Consider the following 16,526-nt stretch of genomic DNA (forward strand, 5'->3'; position numbering starts at 1 on the left):
AGGGCGCATGAGTCCACAAATTGCAACGATCATCGGTCTGGTGATCATGTTCATCATCGCCACCGCGCTGCCCATCAACATGGGCGCGGTGGCCTTCGCGCTGGCCTTCATCATCGGCGGCATCTTCGTCGGCATGGAAGGCAAGGAAGTGCTCGGCGGGTTCCCCGGCGACCTGTTCCTGACCCTGGTCGGCATCACCTATCTGTTCGCCATCGCCCAGAAGAACGGCACCATCGACCTGCTGGTGCACTGGGCGGTACGCGCGGTGCGCGGGCGCATCGTGGCCATTCCGTGGGTGATGTTCGTGGTCACCGCGGTGCTCACCGCGTTCGGTGCACTGGGCCCTGCAGCCGTGGCGATCATCGGCCCGGTCGCGCTGCGTTTCGCCAAGCAGTACAACATCAATCCCTTGATGATGGGCCTGCTGGTGATCCACGGCGCGCAGGCCGGCGGGTTCTCGCCGATCAGCGTGTACGGCAGCATCACCAACGGCGTGGTGCAGAAGGCCGGGCTTGAAGTCACCGAAATGGCGGTGTTCCTGACCAGCCTGGGCTTCAACTTCATGATGGCGACGATCTGCTTCTTCGCCTTCGGGGGCATCGCCCTGATGCGCCGTGGTGCAGTGACCATGGGCGGCGGCACCGCTGCCCTGGCCGGCGGCCCGCAGGCCTCGTCGCGGCAGTTCGCGATCGAAGGCCACGGCGCGCTGGTCTCGGCTGGCGGCGGCACGCTGTCCAACGATCCCGATGCGCTGGAGGCGGTCGGCGTCACCCGCGAGCGTCTGTTCACCCTGGTCGGGCTGCTCGGGCTGGGGATCGCCGCGCTGATCTACAACCTCAACGTGGGCCTGGTCTCGATCACCGTGGCGGTGGCGCTGGCACTGCTGTCGCCGAAGAGCCAGAAGGGTGCGGTGGATGGCATCAGCTGGTCCACCGTGCTGCTGATCTGCGGCGTGGTCACTTACGTGGGCGTGCTGGAGAAGGCCGGCTCGGTGGACTTCATCGGCAACGGCGTGTCCAACATCGGCATTCCGCTGCTGGGCGCGCTGCTGGTGTGCTACGTGGGCGGCATCGTCTCGGCCTTCGCCTCGTCGGCGGCGGTGCTGGGCGCCACCATTCCGCTGGCGGTGCCGTTCCTGCTGCAGGGGCACCTGGGTGCGGCCGGGGTGATCTGTGCGTTGGCCGTGTCCTCCACCATCGTCGACGTCAGCCCGTTCTCGACCAACGGCGCGCTGGTGGTGGCGTCGGCGGCGAAGGAAGAGCGCGAATCGTTGTTCCGCCGCTTCCTGGTGTACAGCGGGCTGGTCGTCGTGTTCGGCCCGCTGCTGGCCTGGCTGCTGTTCGTCGTGCCGGGCTGGATGTAATGGGATGACCGGGGTGCCGGCCACTGGCCGGCGCGACCGGTGACGACCGTCTACAATCCGCTCATGGCCATTGCCCCTGCCCCGCGTCCGCCGAAAAAGCGCGCCCCTCTGTACGAAGAGGTGGCCGAACGCGTGCGCGGGCAGATCTACGATTACCGGCTGCCGCCGGGCGAGTGGATCGACGAACCGGCGCTGTGCGAGGAGCTGGGGATCAGCCGCACGCCACTGCGCGAAGCGCTCAAGCTGCTGGCCGCCGAGGGCCTGGTGCAGATCGACGCCGGGCGCGGTGCCCGCGTCACCCGGCTGACCCTGGAAGACCTGAACCAGCTGTTCCCGGTGATGGCGATGCTGGAGGGCCGCTGCGCGCACGAGGCGGTGACCCATATCGACGATGCCGGCATCGCCCGGCTCGAAGCGCTGCACGCGGCGATGGAAGCGGCGGCGGCGGACGGCAACATCGCCGACTACTACCGCAACAACTACCTGATCCATGAAACCGTGCAGCATTACGCCGGCAACCCGTGGTTGATCCGCATCACCCACGACCTGCACCGCATCCTGAAGATGCACCGCGGGCGGCAGCTGCTCACCCCGGGACGCACCGCGCAATCGCTGGCCGAACACCGCGCGTTGATGGACTGCTTCCGACGCCGCGACGCGGAGGGCGCCGAGCGCACCATGGAGCAGCACCTGCTCAGCCAGGGCCAGGCGCTGGCCGCGTACGTGGCGGCGGGCGGGTTGTTGAACGTGCCGGCCCCGCTGCCGACCGAAGGCGGCCTGTAACCGCGCAGGGATCAGGTCGGACGGGTTTCGCGCAGGCCCCACAGCACCGGCAGGACCAGCAACGCCACCGCGGCGATCATCGCACCGGGCGCGGCGGCCCAGCCGGTGTGGCGCACCAGCAGTTCGGCCAGCAGCGGCGTGGCGCCACCGAAGAACGCCGTGGCCATGGTCACCCCCAGCGCCAGCCCGCTCAGGCGGCCTTCGCCGGGGAACTGTTCGGCCGTGGCCGGAGCCGCCACCGCGCTGACGCCACCGGCCAGGCAGGCCAGCACCACGGCGGCCAGCGCGATCTGCACCGCACTGCCGGTGGCCATCAGCCCGAACATCGTCAACGGCAGCAGGGCCGACAGCAGCGCCAGCCCGATCAGCACCGGTCGACGTCCGATCCTGTCCGACAACGCACCGGCCAATGGCGTGACCCCGATCACCGCGACGGCGGCAACGGTGGACAGCCACAACGCCTTCGATTCGCCCACCTCGCTCGCCGAACCCAGGAACGCGGGCACGTAGGTGATGCCCACGTAATAGGTGATCGAGCCGAGTGCGGAGATGGCGAAGGTGCGTGCCACCGCACCGCGATGGAAGCACCAGGTGTCGCGGATCGGCGAGGTGGGCACGGTGCCTGCGGCCAGCTGCCGTTCGAACTCCGGCGATTCATGCATGGTCGAGCGCGCCAGCAGGATGCCACCGGCCAGTGCGGCGCCGATGAAGAACGGAATGCGCCAGCCCCACCCATCCAGCTGCGCGCTGCTCAACAGCGCCACGGTCAGCGCCGACAGCGCCACCGCCAGCAGTGCCCCTACTTCGCTCGCCGCCGACGCCAGCGAGGTCACCAGCCCGCGCCGGTGCAGGGGCGCACTTTCCAGCAGGTACGCCACCACGCCGGTATATTCGCCGCCCACCGAAAACGCCATCACGCAGCGCAGCAGCAGCAACAGCACGCCCGCGCTGGCGCCGATGCTCTCGAAGGTGGGCAGCATCGCCGTGGCCAGCATCGCCACGGTCATCAGCGCCATCGACGCCAGCAGCATGTAGCGGCGACCGAAGCGGTCGCCCAGGTGCCCGAAGCACAGCGCGCCCAGCGGACGCATCAGGTAGCTCACGGCGAACCCGGCCAGCGTGGCGAGCATGGCGTTGTCGCCACCGCCGAAGAATACCCGCGACAGCACCGTGGCCAGGTACAGGTAGAGCGTGAAGTCGTACCACTCCACCACCGTGGACAGGCCGGCAACGATCATCGAGCGGGTGGGTGCGGCAGGGGCTGGATGGGTCATGGGCCCGAAGCCTACGACATTCGGCCTGCAGACGATGTCGTTGCGCGCGGCGTCGGCCTACGCGGTACGCGCATAGCGCATGAGCCGGCCCCGACCGGGGGCATTGCTTTCATCCGCACCGAACCCCCCTTCCTCGGTGGCCGCGTACCCCTGCCGGGCCATGGCGCGCGAGAAGGCACCCAGGTTGCCGCGCCCCGGGTCGGTCAGCAGCAGTTCCGCGCTGGGATTGGCATGGCGCTCCATCATCGCCGCGATCTGCACGCCGTGGCCGCGCTCATACAGCACATCGCTGCCGATGATCAGATCGAAGCGACCCAGCGTGGTATCCGGCATCTCCCACGGCAGGTCGCGATAGTGGACCGAGGGCAGATCGTTGAGGCCGGCGTTGTAGGCCAGGAACGACTCGGCCAGCGGGTGATGATCACTGGCCACCACGTTGGCGCCGCGATGGGCCAGCACCAGGCTGGACAGGCCCAGCCCGCAGCCCAGTTCCAGGATGCGCTTGCCGGCCACTTCATAGCGGCTCATGGTCTCGGCCAGCACCCGCCCGGCCGGCCAGACCTGGCCGAACAGGCTCCACAGCGAGGAATGGATCCCGGCGCGCTCGGCGCGGCCGGTCGGATCGGCGAACTGCTGGAGGTCGCTGAGCGCGCGGATCCGGAAGTCGTGGCCGTTGACGGGAATGGTGAGGATGCGGGTGGTATAGCCCGGCATGTGCGCTCCATGAAACACGGAAAGCCTGTCCGCCAGGACGGCGGACGACTCGAAAAGGGAGCGAAGCGGGCGACCGCAATAGGCCGCGCAGGACGCGCGAAATGGCGTGGAACGCCACCATCGTACAGGACCGGCACCGTGCGACCTTCACCTGCGCACAGTCCCACGCCTGCACTCAGTAACGGACCTGGCAGTTCGGGCAGAAAAACGTGCGTCGGCGGGTTTTGCCCGGGTAGGTCTTGGAGACCGGGCCACCACAGGTCGGACAGGTGCGCCGGGTATGGACCTGCCAGTGCTTGCGCAGCTCGAACGCGCGCTTCCACACCAGGAACAGGAAGCTGTACGCGCGGGCGTCGGCAATCACCTTGCCCAGCACGCGCGGCGGCAGGTCGCCCACCTTGGATTCGGGGTGCACCCGCTGGCGGAACAGCACTTCGTTCTTGATGATGTTGCCCACCCCGGCGAACAGCTCCTGGTCCAGCAACGCGTCGCACACCAGCGTGTCCGGCTGCTGCTTCAGCCGGCGCCGGGCCAGGCGCGGGTCCCAGGCATCGTTCATCACGTCGGTACGCCAATCGTAGGTGTCGACCAGCGCGCCTTCGATGTACTTGACCGACGAGGCGTAGATGTTGAGTTCGCCGTTGTCGAACTGCAGTGAGACGCGCGCCGGTGACGGCTTGCGCTCGTCGATGCGGTAGCTGCCGAACATCAGCATGTGCACGCGCAGGCTGAAGCCGCTGAATTCGAGCAGGAAATGCTTGCCCCAGCTGCGCAGCGCCTTCACCCGCCGGCCTTCCATCCGGGTCAGGTCCAGGCTGCTGTTGCCGGTCGCGCGCCGCACGGTTTTGCCGCGGAACTTCGCAGCCGCTTCGCGCAGGATGACGATGGAGGGACCTTCAGGCACGCAGCAGCTCCTGCAGGCGCGCGGCATTGGCAACGGCGAAGCCATGCGCGGTATTGTCGAAGATGACCCATCGCGGACCGCGCCGCTGCCGCACCTGCGCGGCGAGCGCGTTCAATGCGGCGTCGTCGTAGTCGCTGTAGTAGATGCGCGGGGAACCGTGCCAGCGCCAGTAGTGCCATGACGGCGCCCCACCGGGGTGCGCGGCGTCGGCAGCCCGCGCCGGATCGGCGCCCGCCCGCGAAACACCGTATCGCTGGAACAGAGCCTCCGCCGCGTCGGTGAACCAGCTCGCATGGCGTAGCTCGCACACCAGCGGCACGTCGCTGCGCCTGCGCAGGGCGCGAAAAAAGCCGGCGGCTCGCCGGGCATCCAGTGCCAGCGACGGCGGCAACTGCAGCAGCAATCCGCCAAGCTTGACCCCAAGCGCGCCGGCATCGCCAAGGAAGCGGTCCAGCAAGGGCCCTGCGCCGAACAGCCCCGAATCATGGGAGATCGCCCGCGGGATCTTCACCGAGAACCGGAAGCCGGCGGGCACGCTGGCCGCCCACCGCTCATACGTGACCGGCTTGTGCGGCCGGTAGAAGGAGGAATTGATCTCCACCACCGAAAAGCGGGTGGCGTACCGCGCCAGCATGCTGTCGCCCGGACCGAACAGGTCGGCATGGCGGGTTGGAATGGACCAACCCGCACAACCGATCCGTGGGAGGCGGGCGGCAGGCATGGCGCGGGGTCAGACCTGGATTTCGCCCTGGTCTTCGCCGTCCCAGTAATGGATGCGGTGGGCATGGACGTGGATGAGGACCAGCCCGGGCGTGTCCACGCCCTGCTCGAACCAGCGTTCCAGGCTCTTCTGCCAGTGTTCGCGCATCGTCTCCTTGTCGCGGAGGATGCGCGCCTTGCCCTGCACGAACACGAACAGCGGCGGCTTGCCGAGCAGGCCCTTGCTGCCGGTGAAGCTGAGCGCCACCTTCGGCTCGGCCTGCAGCTCGCGCACCATGTCGGTGCTGTCCAGCGAAAAGAACCAGCTGTCGCCGTCGTAGTCGACATCGCCGTTGTTGCTCATCGGTCGACCGGCGATCTCGCCGTTGTCGGCGAAGGTCTGCAGCATGGTGAAGTCGATGCCGGCCATCTTCTTGGCCAGATCGTGCAGGGTCAGGGTGGTCATCGCGGCTCCGGTGGCAGGGGTCTGCCAGCAGAGTCGGCAAGCGCCCGTGACCGGGCCGTGCAGGCGTGCTGGCGCGCCATTCACGGCGGGCACCTCAGCGCGTGATGAACACCGGGTTGGAATGGAACCACAGGTCCTGCCAGGGATCTTCTCCCTTGAGGTCTTCCAATGGCGTCGGCTCGTCCGTGCTGCTTCCCCGCGCGCGCACGAAACCGCCGTTGGCCGGTGCCGGCAGTTCCCACGCCGCCTGGTACCAGGCGCCGTCCTGCGTCCAGTCGGCGGCGGTAAAGCGGCGGGTCTGCATCTGCGGCGCCTGCGCAGCGCCGCTGCCGACGATCAGCTGCAGCTGCTGCAACCGCGGGTGCTGGCCGGCGGCATTGGCCGCAGACGGCTGGCGCACGCGCAGCTGCACGCGCATCGGCGTACCGGGCGCCAGCTGCACCGCCTCGCCCATCCGCCCCACGCTGCCGCTGCCGTCGACGGCCTGCACGGTCAGCTCGAGCCGGTCGATCAGGTCGCCGGTCACCGCGAACATGCGCCCGCCGCGCACCCCGGCCAGGATGTCTCCCGCCTCCGGTCGCGCCCATACATAGGTTTTGCTGTATTCACCCGGGTCGAAATCGCTGCCGCCATCGCGCACGTTCACGTGCGAATCGGAGCTGGCGGTGATCCAGAAGCGGGTGCCGGCGGCCAGCATCCGGTCCCACACGCCGCCGACCTCGGTGGTCATCTGGTCGAAACCGCCGCGGGTGGGCGCTGCGGCATTGCGGTACAGCCCGCGCTCGCTGCGCGTGGCCTGGTGGCCCGGCGCGCCCTCCATCCCGACCAGCACCTGCGGCGCCGCCGCGTGCCAGGCGGTCAACTCGTCCGGGGTCACCGCGCCCCACTGCCCGGCCCCGGTCGCCGTGCGCGAGGGATGGTTGATCAGCAGCACCGGCAGCGGCGCCAGCGTGCGCATGTGGGCGAGCGCGTCCAGCATCTGCTGGTGGGTGTCGCGGCTGCCCTGCAGCGGCTCGCTGCGGCTGTACTCACGTTCGAGGGTGACCAGCTGGCCGCGTTCCTGCGGTCCCGGAGCGATGATCAGCGACGCATGCTCGCCGGCCGGCACGTCGAACTCCATGCCGTTGAACTGGATCAGGTCGGGCACATCAGTGCGCGCCTTGAGCAACGCCGGGTAAGCGTGGTCGCGGGTCACCGCCGAGTGGCCGGGACCGCCATGGTCGGTGTGCACCATCCAGCGCAGGCCGTAATGGCGCGCACGCGTTGCATTATGGCTGCGGGTATAGGACGAATCGCCGCCGCGGATCGGGGTCGGCGGGGTCGTACTTCGGTCCCAGTCCACGCTCCATTCGCTGTGCACGTGGTGGTCGCCGGGCAGCCAGTCGCGGCCCTGGTCAGCGTCGGCAGCCGACGCGGCAGCGGGCGCTGCCAGCAGCGCCATCAGGAAAAATCTGTGCATAAGGAGTCCTTGCATGCCGTCCGCCTGCCGCGCAGGCGGCAGGCGGACGGGTGAAGCAGCGGGCGCACCCGCCGGCGGGATCAGAAGTCGGCGCGCAGGCCCAGGCTGATGCGGCGGCCCGACGCTTCGTACATGGTCGGGAACGACGGGTCCATGGTGTAGCCGCTGGTGATCTCGTTGGTCAGGTTGATGCCCTTCAGGCTGACCTTGACGGTGTCGGTGATCCGGTAGCCGATCGATACGTCCATCTGGCCGTAGGCGTCGCGCCAGATCGGGTACATGTCGTAGCCGATCGATTCCACGTACTCGTCCTTGTGGTTGTAGGACACGCGCGCGTCGAAGCGATCATTCTCGTAGTAGGCGGTGACGTTCCAGGTCTTCTCGGACAGGCCCGGCATCGGGGTGCGGATGCCCAGGTCGGATTCACCGGCCAGCGAGCTGTCCAGCACGGTGTAGTTGGCATTCACGCCGAAGCCTTCCAGCACCGGGGTGAACATGCCCAGCGGCAGCTGGGCGACCAGTTCCACCCCGTCCACCTGGTAGGAGCCCGCGGCATTGACCGGCTGGTACACGTCGAAGTCGAAGATGCCGTTGAGCGTGCCGTTGGCGTTGTACACCGCCACGTCCGGCACCACCCCGGTGAAGGAGTTGATCACCACGCCATCGATGTTCTTGCGGAAGTAGGACGCCGCAAACAGGGCACCGTTGTCCAGGTACTTTTCCAGGCCCACTTCCCATTGCCTGGCGTAGGTCGGCTTCAGTTCCGGGTTGCCATCGGTGAAGCGGTAGGAACTCCAGCTGGCGGTACGCTTGTAGGCGATGTCGGTCAGCGACGGACGCATCATGGTCTTGGCGGCTGCCGCGCGCAGCAGCAGACCCTGCGCCAGTTCGGCGGTCATGTTGAAGCTGGGCAGCAGGTCGTCGTAGCTGCCATCCTTGGACACCGGCGTATCGGTGTAGCCGGTGGTGCCATCCGGGCGCTGGATCGGATGGAAGCCCGACGAGGTCACGTGGGTGTCCACGTAGCGCGCGCCGGCGTTGATGTTCACCGGCACCCGGCCGATGTCGAAGGCGAAATCCGCCATCGCGTAGAGACTGGTGACCTTCTCATCCACCTGGTAGAACTGGCCCGGATCGAAAGGCGTGTAGAAGCCGTCGTAGCGGAACGCGTTGCGCGCATACGCATTGGGCACCTGCTGCCAGTCCAGGTCCTTGAGGGTGTAGCCGCCACCGGGAACGATGTCGCCGATGGACTGCAACGGGCTGTCGGCCAGGGTGCGGGTGTTCACCCAGGCGCTGCTGCCGGCGGCAGGGCCGGTGATCTTCAGCTCACCGTACTGGCGCTGCTTGGAACGGTCGGTATGGCGGGCGCCGAACTTCACATCGCGCAGCGCGGGCAGGAACGCCAGGTCGAGCATGCGGGTGACGTTGACCTGGCCGGCATACTTGTCGTCGTCGACCTTCTCCAGCGTGGTCTCGTAGGCTTCGAACAGATACCTGTCCGAGGCGTTGTACATGTCAAAACCGCCCGGCGTGCTGGGAAGGGTTTCACCACTACGCCCGGTCCAGCGGGTGCGCGAGGGCGCATAGGCGACATGCTTGAGGTTGGAGTAGTCCGAGGTCTTTTCCGCACCGGAGTAGCCGACCATCGCATCCACGTACCAGTCCTGGCCCTTCCAGTCCATGGCCAAGCTGTACTGGCTGTAGTCGGTCTTGTTGATCCGTTCCTTGCTCAGCATTTCGTGCTGGGTGGCGGTGTAGGAGACATCGCGCAGCACCACCATGCCGTATTCGGACAGGGTGTTGGCGTCGTAGGCGTGGATCGTGTCCAGGGTGCTGCGGCTGGACGCCGAATAGGCCGCGGCGTCGTACTCGTCCTCGGTGGAGTCGTAGCCGCCCAGCATGGCATCGAAGGTCAGGCTGAAGCTGCTGCTGGGCTTGTACTGCAGCGACGCGGTGGCGCCCCACTTGTCCTGTTCGTTGAGGTAGACGCGGTCGCCCACCTTGTCCTGGAACACCACCAGGTTGGTCTGGTCGGTGTCGTTGCGGTTGGTGATGTTCACCCCGGCATCGCGGGCCAGCACCGCCTGCGCCTGCGTGCCACGGGTGCCCGACGCGCCGAGAAAGCGCGACATCGGCCGGAAGTTGATGCCCGAGGTGGAGTCGGTGCGGTTGGTGCGCTTGGACTGCGAGTATGAGACCAGGCCGCCCCAGTCGCCCCAGGTATCGGCCGCGAGGAAGGCAAAGCGCGGATCTACTTCTTCGGAAATGCTGTTGTGCGCGCCTTCGGCCGACAGCACCAGCTTGCGGCCCTGGTAGTCGAACGGGCGCGCGGTGCTGATCTTCACCGAGCCGGCGATGCCGCCCTCTTCGTCCGCGGCGGTCGGCGATTTCTGCACGGTCACCTGCTGGATGATCTCCGAGGCGAACATGTCGAACTCCACGTCACGCCCGCCACTGCCCGATGCGGTGGCCAGGTCGTTGATCGACACGTACGTGTATTCCGACGGCAGGCCGCGCACGTTGACCTTGGTCCCCAGGCCCTTGCTGCGTTCGATGGTCACGCCCGGAACGCGCTGCAGGGCTTCGGCCAGGTTCTGTTCGGGAAAGTCGGCCACGTCGGTGGCGACGATCGAATCGGAAAAACCCACCGTGCTGCGCTTGATGTCCACCGCCTGTTCCAGGCTGCGGCTGTAGCTGCCGCTGACCTGGATGGTTTCCAGGTTCTGCGCGGTCACGCCTGCCGAGGCGTCCACCGTTGCCGCCGGCAGCGACGCTTCGGCGCGCTCATTGCCGGTGCCCGGCGCGATCTGGGCGCTGGTCGGGACGCCTGCGGCGCTGTCGGACTCGATGGTGACCGTGCTCGCGTTGAGGTAGCGGTAGCGCAGCCCGGTACCAGCGAGCAGGCGGCCCAGCGCGGCCTCGGCCGACAGGCCGGCGGGGACCGCCGGCGTGCGCGGGTTGCCCGCGGCCTGCGCGCTGTAGACGAACTGCAGCCCGGTCTGGCGCGAGAGCGCGTTGAGCGCCTGGTCCAGCGGCTGCGACGCAATGGCCTCGGCGGCGACACGGGTGGGTTCGGCAGCGGAGGCCGTGGCGGTGCCCTGCAATGCAAGGGCGATGGAAAGGAACAGAGTGCGGCGCATCGTGGGATCCAGTGAGGGAATGGCGGTGGCGTTCCCCAACTACGAGTGCGCAGCGCGCAGGTCGGGCACCGCTATTTCGATGAATTTTTTTTGACAGCGCCCTGCCCTGCCCCGCGCTGACGCACGTGGATGCCATCGGCACGCTGCTCGATCGCCAGCGTCGGCTGCTGCTCCAGGAAGGCGCGCAACGAGGCCAGGTCGTCCGCGCGCAGATTGCCGGTAAGGCGCAGGACGCCGGCGTCGTCGCTGACCCGCAGGCGCTGCGCGTTGTGCCGGTTGAAGCGGTCGGCCACGTCGCGCAGCGGTTCGTCGCGGAACACCACGCGGCCATGCCACCAGGCGGTCATGCTGGCCGCGTCCTCGTCTCGGATCTGCACGCGCTGGTCGCGGTAGTCCACCTGCGCGACCTTGCCTGCCCAGAGGTCCGCGAGCAGGCGTCCACGCCCACCGTCGCCACGCACCTGCACGCGGCCTTCGCTGACCGCGATGCGGGCCTGCTCGCGCAGCAGCGAGACATCGAAGGTGGTGCCGATGTCGCTGACCTCCAGGCCACCGGCATGTACTGCGAATGGGCGCCGGTCCGGTGCCACCACGAAGCTGGCCTGGCCACGTTCCAGTTCGACCCGCCGAACGAACAGGCTCATCCGCACCGACAGTTCACTGTCCGCGTCGAGATGGACCACGCTGTCGTCGGCCAGCCGGATCTGGTGCGGTTGGCCATGCGCGGCAACGTAGTGGGTGGTGCGGGGCCACGCCAGCGGCGCGCCGATACCGATCGACAGCAGCAACGCCGCGGCGGCCGCAAACCCGGGCAGGCGCCGGCGGCGTGGCGCCCCCGGTGCCCGCGCTGCGCTGCGCAGCGGCAGCGGCACTACGTTGTCGTCCGCGCGGCGCGGCGCGGGCGCGGCCAGCAGGACCGCCAGGTCGTCGGGCATCGCGCGCAGCGCTTCGGCCAGGGCGCCGGCGGTCTCGCTGATGGCCAGGTACTCGCGCAGGTGCTCGGGCGAGACCAGCAGCCAGTCCAGGAAGGCGCGCTGCTGCGCAGCCGATACCTCGCCCTGGCGCTGCAATGCATGCCAATGGGCAGCGGCCTGGGTCAGCGCGGACGGGTGCAGAGTAGGCTGCTTCATCGAACCGCTCCCGCATCGCCCATCGCCCGGCGGCACACCGACAGGCCGCGGACCACGTGCTTCTTGACCATGTGCGAGGACACGCCCAGGCGTTCGGCGATCTGCCTGTAGCTCAGCCCATCGCGGTATTGCATCACCAGCACCGCCCGGGTGTGTTCGGGCAGCGTGGCCAGCAGCGCCTGCAGGCGCTGGCGGCGTTGTTCACGTTCGGCCGCGTCTTCCACGCATTCCCCGCTGGCCAGGCCCTGGCCCAGCTGTTCGATGTCGTCGATCGGCAGGGTCGCCCAGCGCCTGCGGCTGGCCTGCTCACGCGCCAGGTTCAGCGCGACCGTGAACAGATACGCCTCGGGGTTGGCGATGGTGTCGCCCGGCCCCGCATGCGCACGCAGCAGACGCAGGTACGTCTCCTGCACCAGGTCTTCGGCGTCCTGTCGCGCCCCCCGGCGCACGAAGAACCCCCGAAGTACCGGCGCATGTTCCTCGAACATCCGCGCCAGCCGCCCTCTTGCCTGCTCGGCCACTTTGCCGCCCCACCCCTGAAGTGCGGCGCAAGGTAAGCGCTGCGTATTACGGGGTGGTGACGGTGCGCACCCACAACCGCTTCGGTCGCCTCTACATGGCGGCCATCGACCACGTGCACCGCCGCCACATCAGCCCCGCCATGCTGCGCATGGCTGTAGCCCACGCGCTGGCCCCGGAGCTTGTCCAGGCAACCGTGCCGACACAGACCGCGTTGGTTGGTTAAGCGTCACTGCGCACCAGCAGCCCCGCTACAAGGAACAGAACCAGCATGCGTGCGTCCTCGTTGACCGATGCCGAACGGCCTCGTTGGCGGCGATCATGGGCTAGGGCCTGCGCCGCAGCGTCACCAGCGTGATTTCCGAGGGCATGCCCAGGCGTGCGGCGAAGCCCGGCCACAGGCCGGCGCCATTGCTGACGTACAGGGTCATGCCGTCCACGTCGTAGCGTCCGGAAACGTACCCGCCGTTGGCCCGCTTCACCAGCTGGTCCATGCCGACGATGTGGCCACCGTGGGTGTGTCCGGACAGCTGCAGCTTTACGCCCTGCGCCGCGTTGGCGCGCGCTTCCCCCGGGCGATGGTCGAGCAGGATCACCGGCACCTCGGGATCGGCGCCCGCCAGTGCTGCCTTCAGGTCCGGCATCGGCAGCCCGTAACGGGCCGCGACCGGGTCCGTGACGCCGGCAATGGTCAGCACCGCGCCATCGCGCGTGACCCGGGTGTGGCTGTTCTCCAGCACCTGCATGCCCAGCGCGCGGAAGGCCGGCATCCACTGCGCATACTGGCCGTAATACTCGTGATTGCCGGTGATCGCGATCACCCCGTCCGGTGCGCGGAGCTGGCCCAGCGCGCGTACATCGTTGGCGCGGGCGGCGACGCTGCCGTCCACCAGGTCGCCGGTGATCACCACCAGGTCCGGCGTGAGTGCGTTGCTTTCGGCCACGACCTTGGCCACCCAGTCAGCGGTGAGCAGGCGGCTGGCGTGGATGTCGGTGAGCTGCAGCACCCGGTAGCCGTCGAACGCGGCCGGCAGGCCTTCGATGGCGACATCGATCTGCCGCGTCTGCGGCACGGCGATGCCCTGCTGCACGCCAACGACGCCCAGCACCAGCGCGATCACGCCTGCCGCCGGTCGCAACCAACCGCGCCGCAATGCATCGGCTGCGCGCTTCAGGCGCAGCACCCGTGCGCCCAGCAGCAGCGCGTCCAGCACCAGCAGGAACACCGCCACCAGCAGCAGCGCGGTGAAACCGGAAGCCAGCAGGACGATCGCTGCCTTGGGGATCTCCGGTGAGGCCATGGTGCCGGCAAAGCGCGCCACGATCCGGTGGTGCAGGGCCAGCGCCAGGATCAGCAGGCCCAGCGGACCGCGCACCGACACCGGCATCTTCAGCGGCCAGATCAGCCGCCACACCACGTACAACGCAAGCACTACTCCAACAACACTCAGCACAGGCTCTTCCAGTTTCGGTGGGGGACTGCACGCGCGCGTGGCGATCGTGCAGCGCACCATCTTTGCCGAAACCGGGGGCAGGCGCTACCGCAGCAACATGGAATGGTGGGTTGCAGGCGCTCAGCGCGCCGTGGTCTTCCCGGTATCGCCCTTGGCGGCCTTGCTGGCCGGCGTCGCTCTGCCCTTGGCCTTGTCGGCGTTGAACGCCGCCGCCGCGCGGATCAATGCCTTCAACGCCGCTTCGTTGACCGTATCGCCTTCATGCAGATCAATCGCGCGCCGCGTACCGCCGTCCAGGCTGGCGTTGAACAGGCCTTTCGGATCGTCCAGGCGGGCGCCGTGGGCAAAGGTCATCTTCACCGCCGCCTTGTAGGTCTCCCCCGTGCACAGGATGCCGTTGTGCTCCCATACCGGCACGCCATGCCACTTCACCGTTTCCACCACGTCCGGCAGCGCCTTGTGGATTATCCCGCGGACCCGCGCCAGGGTGTCGCCGCGCCAATCGCCAAGTGCGGCGATCTTCGCATCGATCTGCCGGGCGGCATCGGCGGCCACGGCCTTGTCGCTGGCAAGGGGTTTGCTGTGGGTGCTGGCCGTGGGCATGGTCGTGTCCTGGCAGGAAGCGCGGTGCCGCGTTTTTCCGGGGGTCGCCATTACGCATCCGGTTGCGGGGGGCCAGAACCGCGTTATAGACCCCGGCGGCGCCCGATTCAACGTCGTGCAGCGCGCGCGGCCGCATCATCCCCACCTGAACCGCCGACATCACAGGGCAGGCGGGCCTTGCGCTGGCGCAGCGTTGGGCTTTAAATGAGCAATCACTCATTTAACCCTCTCACCATGGCCCGCCCGCTGAGCGACGCAAAACGCACCGCGATCCTGATTGCCGCCGCCGAACAGGTGGCCGCACGGGGCGTGGGTGCGTCGACCGCGCAGATCGCCAAGGCGGCCAAGGTTGCCGAGGGCACCGTGTTCACCTACTTCGAGACCAAGGACGCGCTGCTCAATGCGCTGTTCGTGCGCCTTGAAGAACGCCTGGCCCTGGCCATCGGCGGCAGTTTCCCGGCCGACGCCGAGGTGCGCGAGCAACTGCTGCATGTCTGGAACGCGCTGCTGGTCTGGGGCGCGCAGTCGCCGGTGGACCGCATGGCGCTGCGCCAGCTCAAAGTGTCCGAGCGCATCACCGCATGCACCCGCACCCAGTGCGCGGGATTGTTCGGCACCATGCTGCACGACCTGGAAGCGCGCATCGCCGAGCATGCCGACCCCGAACGCGTTTCCTTCTACATCGGGCGCGTAATGATCAGCCTGCTCGAAACCACCCTGGAGGCCATGGCCGCCCAGCCCGAACAACGCCAGATGCTGCAACAGGCAGGCTTCGACCTGTTCTGGAAAGGCATCCAGCGCTGATGTTGATGTCCCTGATAAATGAGTGCCTGCGCACTCACCCATGAGACGACGCATGCGCATCCTCCCCGTCCTTGTTGTCGGCTTCTCCCTCACCGTAATCATCGGGATGACCCTTACCGTGCCTATTGCCTCCTACGAAAACTCGCCGCAACGCGCCGACGACCAGTTCACCAACGTCGCGCCCAAGCCGCGCGAATCGCTCGGCACCACGCTCAAGCTGTTCTGGGACTTCTTCTTCAACCGGCCGCCCGGCACCACGCCGGACCAGGCCCCGCCCGTGCACGCACTCAGCGCGCAGGCGCTCGCCGAGGCCCCGGACCGCAGCGTGTACCGCCTCGGCCATTCCACCCTGCTGATCAAGCTGCGCGGCGGCTGGTGGCTGACCGACCCGGTGTTCTCCGAGCGCGCCTCGCCGGTGCAGTGGATGGGGCCCAAGCGTTTCCATGCGCCGCCGATCGCCCTGCGCGACCTGCCGCCCATTCGCGGCGTGCTGCTTTCGCATGACCACTACGACCACCTGGACAAGGCGACCATCAAGTACCTGGCGGAGCGGGTGGATGTGTTCCTGGCACCGCTGGGGGTCGGCGACCGCCTGATCAACTGGGGCGTGCCGAGCGACCGCGTGCGCCAGCTGGACTGGTGGGACGAAACCGACGTGGACGGCGTGCGCTTCGCCGCCACCCCGGCCCAGCACTTCTCCGGCCGCGGCCTGCGCGATGGCAACCGCACGCTGTGGGCGTCGTGGGTGATCATGGACGCGGAGCTGCGCGTGTTCTTCAGCGGCGACACCGGCTACTTCAACGGGTTCAAGCGCATCGGCGAGCGCTACGGGCCGTTCGACGTGGCGTTCGTGGAAACCGGCGCGTATGACGCCAAGTGGCCGTTCGTGCACATGCAGCCGGAGCAGACCGTGCAGGCCCACCAGGACCTGCGTGGCCGCTGGCTGGTGCCGATCCACAACGGCACCTTCGACCTGGCCATGCATCGCTGGGAAGAACCGTTCGAGCGGGTCAGCGCGCTGGCGGCGCAGCGCGGCATCGCGCTGTCCACCCCGGTGATGGGCGAACGCCTGGACCTGGCCGCGCCGCATGCCGGCACGCCATGGTGGCGGGCACTGACCGCACCGGTCGGTGACATCGCCAACGGCGCGGCGGCCAGCACGCCCTGACCCCGCCGGTTGCGTTCAGCGGCGCGGCGCGCGCAGCAACCGG

16 protein-coding genes are annotated in these 16,526 nt (G+C 68.2%); 5 read left to right on the forward strand and 11 right to left on the reverse strand.

What is annotated here, in order from left to right:
• The first annotated feature begins 7 nt into the window (after positions 1–7).
• Positions 8–1,363, forward strand: a complete 1,356-nt coding sequence (locus ACIGII_RS14185; protein WP_399639029.1) for an SLC13 family permease — start codon at positions 8–10, stop codon at positions 1,361–1,363.
• 63 nt (positions 1,364–1,426) lie between these two features.
• The gene (locus tag ACIGII_RS14190; protein WP_399639031.1) at positions 1,427–2,146 is read left to right on the forward strand and encodes a GntR family transcriptional regulator; all 720 of its coding nucleotides are present in this window, start codon (positions 1,427–1,429) and stop codon (positions 2,144–2,146) included.
• A gap of 11 nt (positions 2,147–2,157) precedes the next feature.
• Here the strand turns inward: ACIGII_RS14190 and ACIGII_RS14195 are convergent, their stop codons facing one another.
• The 9 genes from ACIGII_RS14195 to ACIGII_RS14235 form a co-directional block, all read right to left on the reverse strand.
• Positions 2,158–3,420 carry an MFS transporter gene (locus ACIGII_RS14195; protein WP_399639033.1) on the reverse strand — a complete coding sequence of 421 codons (1,263 nt, stop codon included), beginning with the start codon at positions 3,418–3,420 and terminating at the stop codon, positions 2,158–2,160.
• A gap of 57 nt (positions 3,421–3,477) precedes the next feature.
• On the reverse strand, positions 3,478–4,134 hold the full coding sequence (locus ACIGII_RS14200; protein WP_399639035.1) for a class I SAM-dependent methyltransferase: 657 nt from the start codon (positions 4,132–4,134) through the stop codon (positions 3,478–3,480).
• 175 nt (positions 4,135–4,309) lie between these two features.
• Entirely contained in the window at positions 4,310–5,038 is a 729-nt protein-coding gene (locus ACIGII_RS14205; protein WP_399639037.1) for a DNA-formamidopyrimidine glycosylase family protein, read from the reverse strand.
• On the reverse strand, positions 5,031–5,759 hold the full coding sequence (locus tag ACIGII_RS14210; protein WP_399639039.1) for a DUF72 domain-containing protein: 729 nt from the start codon (positions 5,757–5,759) through the stop codon (positions 5,031–5,033). The genes ACIGII_RS14205 and ACIGII_RS14210 overlap by 8 nt, the downstream gene beginning before the upstream one ends.
• Before the next feature lie 9 nt (positions 5,760–5,768).
• Positions 5,769–6,203, reverse strand: coding sequence for a pyridoxamine 5'-phosphate oxidase family protein (locus ACIGII_RS14215; RefSeq protein ID WP_399639040.1), 435 nt, complete (start codon positions 6,201–6,203; stop codon positions 5,769–5,771).
• A 94-nt stretch (positions 6,204–6,297) separates the two neighbouring features.
• Complete coding sequence (locus ACIGII_RS14220; RefSeq protein ID WP_399639042.1) at positions 6,298–7,662, reverse strand: hypothetical protein; 1,365 nt, start codon at positions 7,660–7,662, stop codon at positions 6,298–6,300.
• A gap of 80 nt (positions 7,663–7,742) precedes the next feature.
• Complete coding sequence (locus tag ACIGII_RS14225; RefSeq protein ID WP_399639043.1) at positions 7,743–10,805, reverse strand: TonB-dependent receptor; 3,063 nt, start codon at positions 10,803–10,805, stop codon at positions 7,743–7,745.
• Positions 10,806–10,876: 71 nt separating this feature from the next.
• Positions 10,877–11,935, reverse strand: a complete 1,059-nt coding sequence (locus ACIGII_RS14230; protein ID WP_399639044.1) for a FecR family protein — start codon at positions 11,933–11,935, stop codon at positions 10,877–10,879.
• Complete coding sequence (locus tag ACIGII_RS14235) at positions 11,932–12,423, reverse strand: RNA polymerase sigma factor (RefSeq protein WP_399639046.1); 492 nt, start codon at positions 12,421–12,423, stop codon at positions 11,932–11,934. Before ACIGII_RS14235 ends, ACIGII_RS14230 begins: the two co-directional genes overlap by 4 nt.
• A gap of 53 nt (positions 12,424–12,476) precedes the next feature.
• Between ACIGII_RS14235 and ACIGII_RS14240 the strand changes: the two genes are divergently transcribed.
• Positions 12,477–12,680, forward strand: coding sequence for a hypothetical protein (locus ACIGII_RS14240; RefSeq protein WP_399639047.1), 204 nt, complete (start codon positions 12,477–12,479; stop codon positions 12,678–12,680).
• Between the two features lie 100 nt (positions 12,681–12,780).
• Here ACIGII_RS14240 and ACIGII_RS14245 read toward each other — a convergent pair whose 3' ends face one another.
• On the reverse strand, positions 12,781–13,908 hold the full coding sequence (locus ACIGII_RS14245; RefSeq protein WP_399639049.1) for a metallophosphoesterase: 1,128 nt from the start codon (positions 13,906–13,908) through the stop codon (positions 12,781–12,783).
• A gap of 120 nt (positions 13,909–14,028) precedes the next feature.
• On the reverse strand, positions 14,029–14,511 hold the full coding sequence (locus ACIGII_RS14250) for a DUF1801 domain-containing protein (RefSeq protein ID WP_399639050.1): 483 nt from the start codon (positions 14,509–14,511) through the stop codon (positions 14,029–14,031).
• 234 nt (positions 14,512–14,745) lie between these two features.
• Here ACIGII_RS14250 and ACIGII_RS14255 point away from each other — a divergent pair, with 234 nt between their 5' ends.
• The gene (locus ACIGII_RS14255; protein ID WP_399639051.1) at positions 14,746–15,315 is read left to right on the forward strand and encodes a TetR/AcrR family transcriptional regulator; all 570 of its coding nucleotides are present in this window, start codon (positions 14,746–14,748) and stop codon (positions 15,313–15,315) included.
• A 52-nt stretch (positions 15,316–15,367) separates the two neighbouring features.
• Complete coding sequence (locus tag ACIGII_RS14260) at positions 15,368–16,483, forward strand: MBL fold metallo-hydrolase (RefSeq protein WP_399639053.1); 1,116 nt, start codon at positions 15,368–15,370, stop codon at positions 16,481–16,483.
• The last annotated feature ends 43 nt before the right edge of the window (positions 16,484–16,526 follow it).

The organism is Stenotrophomonas sp. NPDC077420, from assembly GCF_044543385.1.
Taxonomy (GTDB): Bacteria; Pseudomonadota; Gammaproteobacteria; order Xanthomonadales; family Xanthomonadaceae; genus Stenotrophomonas.

Bases quoted from the DNA above. Each gene is read 5' to 3' on its own strand.
- ACIGII_RS14235 (WP_399639046.1), bottom strand. From the start codon at position 12,423: ATGTTCGAGGAACATGCGCCGGTACTTCGGGGGTTCTTCGTGCGCCGG.
- ACIGII_RS14260 (WP_399639053.1), top strand. From the start codon at position 15,368: ATGCGCATCCTCCCCGTCCTTGTTGTCGGCTTCTCCCTCACCGTAATC.
- ACIGII_RS14210 (WP_399639039.1), bottom strand. From the start codon at position 5,759: ATGCCTGCCGCCCGCCTCCCACGGATCGGTTGTGCGGGTTGGTCCATT.
- ACIGII_RS14255 (WP_399639051.1), top strand. From the start codon at position 14,746: ATGGCCCGCCCGCTGAGCGACGCAAAACGCACCGCGATCCTGATTGCC.
- ACIGII_RS14190 (WP_399639031.1), top strand. From the start codon at position 1,427: ATGGCCATTGCCCCTGCCCCGCGTCCGCCGAAAAAGCGCGCCCCTCTG.
- ACIGII_RS14220 (WP_399639042.1), bottom strand. From the start codon at position 7,662: ATGCACAGATTTTTCCTGATGGCGCTGCTGGCAGCGCCCGCTGCCGCG.
- ACIGII_RS14215 (WP_399639040.1), bottom strand. From the start codon at position 6,203: ATGACCACCCTGACCCTGCACGATCTGGCCAAGAAGATGGCCGGCATC.
- ACIGII_RS14230 (WP_399639044.1), bottom strand. From the start codon at position 11,935: ATGAAGCAGCCTACTCTGCACCCGTCCGCGCTGACCCAGGCCGCTGCC.
- ACIGII_RS14185 (WP_399639029.1), top strand. From the start codon at position 8: ATGAGTCCACAAATTGCAACGATCATCGGTCTGGTGATCATGTTCATC.
- ACIGII_RS14225 (WP_399639043.1), bottom strand. From the start codon at position 10,805: ATGCGCCGCACTCTGTTCCTTTCCATCGCCCTTGCATTGCAGGGCACC.
- ACIGII_RS14250 (WP_399639050.1), bottom strand. From the start codon at position 14,511: ATGCCCACGGCCAGCACCCACAGCAAACCCCTTGCCAGCGACAAGGCC.
- ACIGII_RS14200 (WP_399639035.1), bottom strand. From the start codon at position 4,134: ATGCCGGGCTATACCACCCGCATCCTCACCATTCCCGTCAACGGCCAC.
- ACIGII_RS14195 (WP_399639033.1), bottom strand. From the start codon at position 3,420: ATGACCCATCCAGCCCCTGCCGCACCCACCCGCTCGATGATCGTTGCC.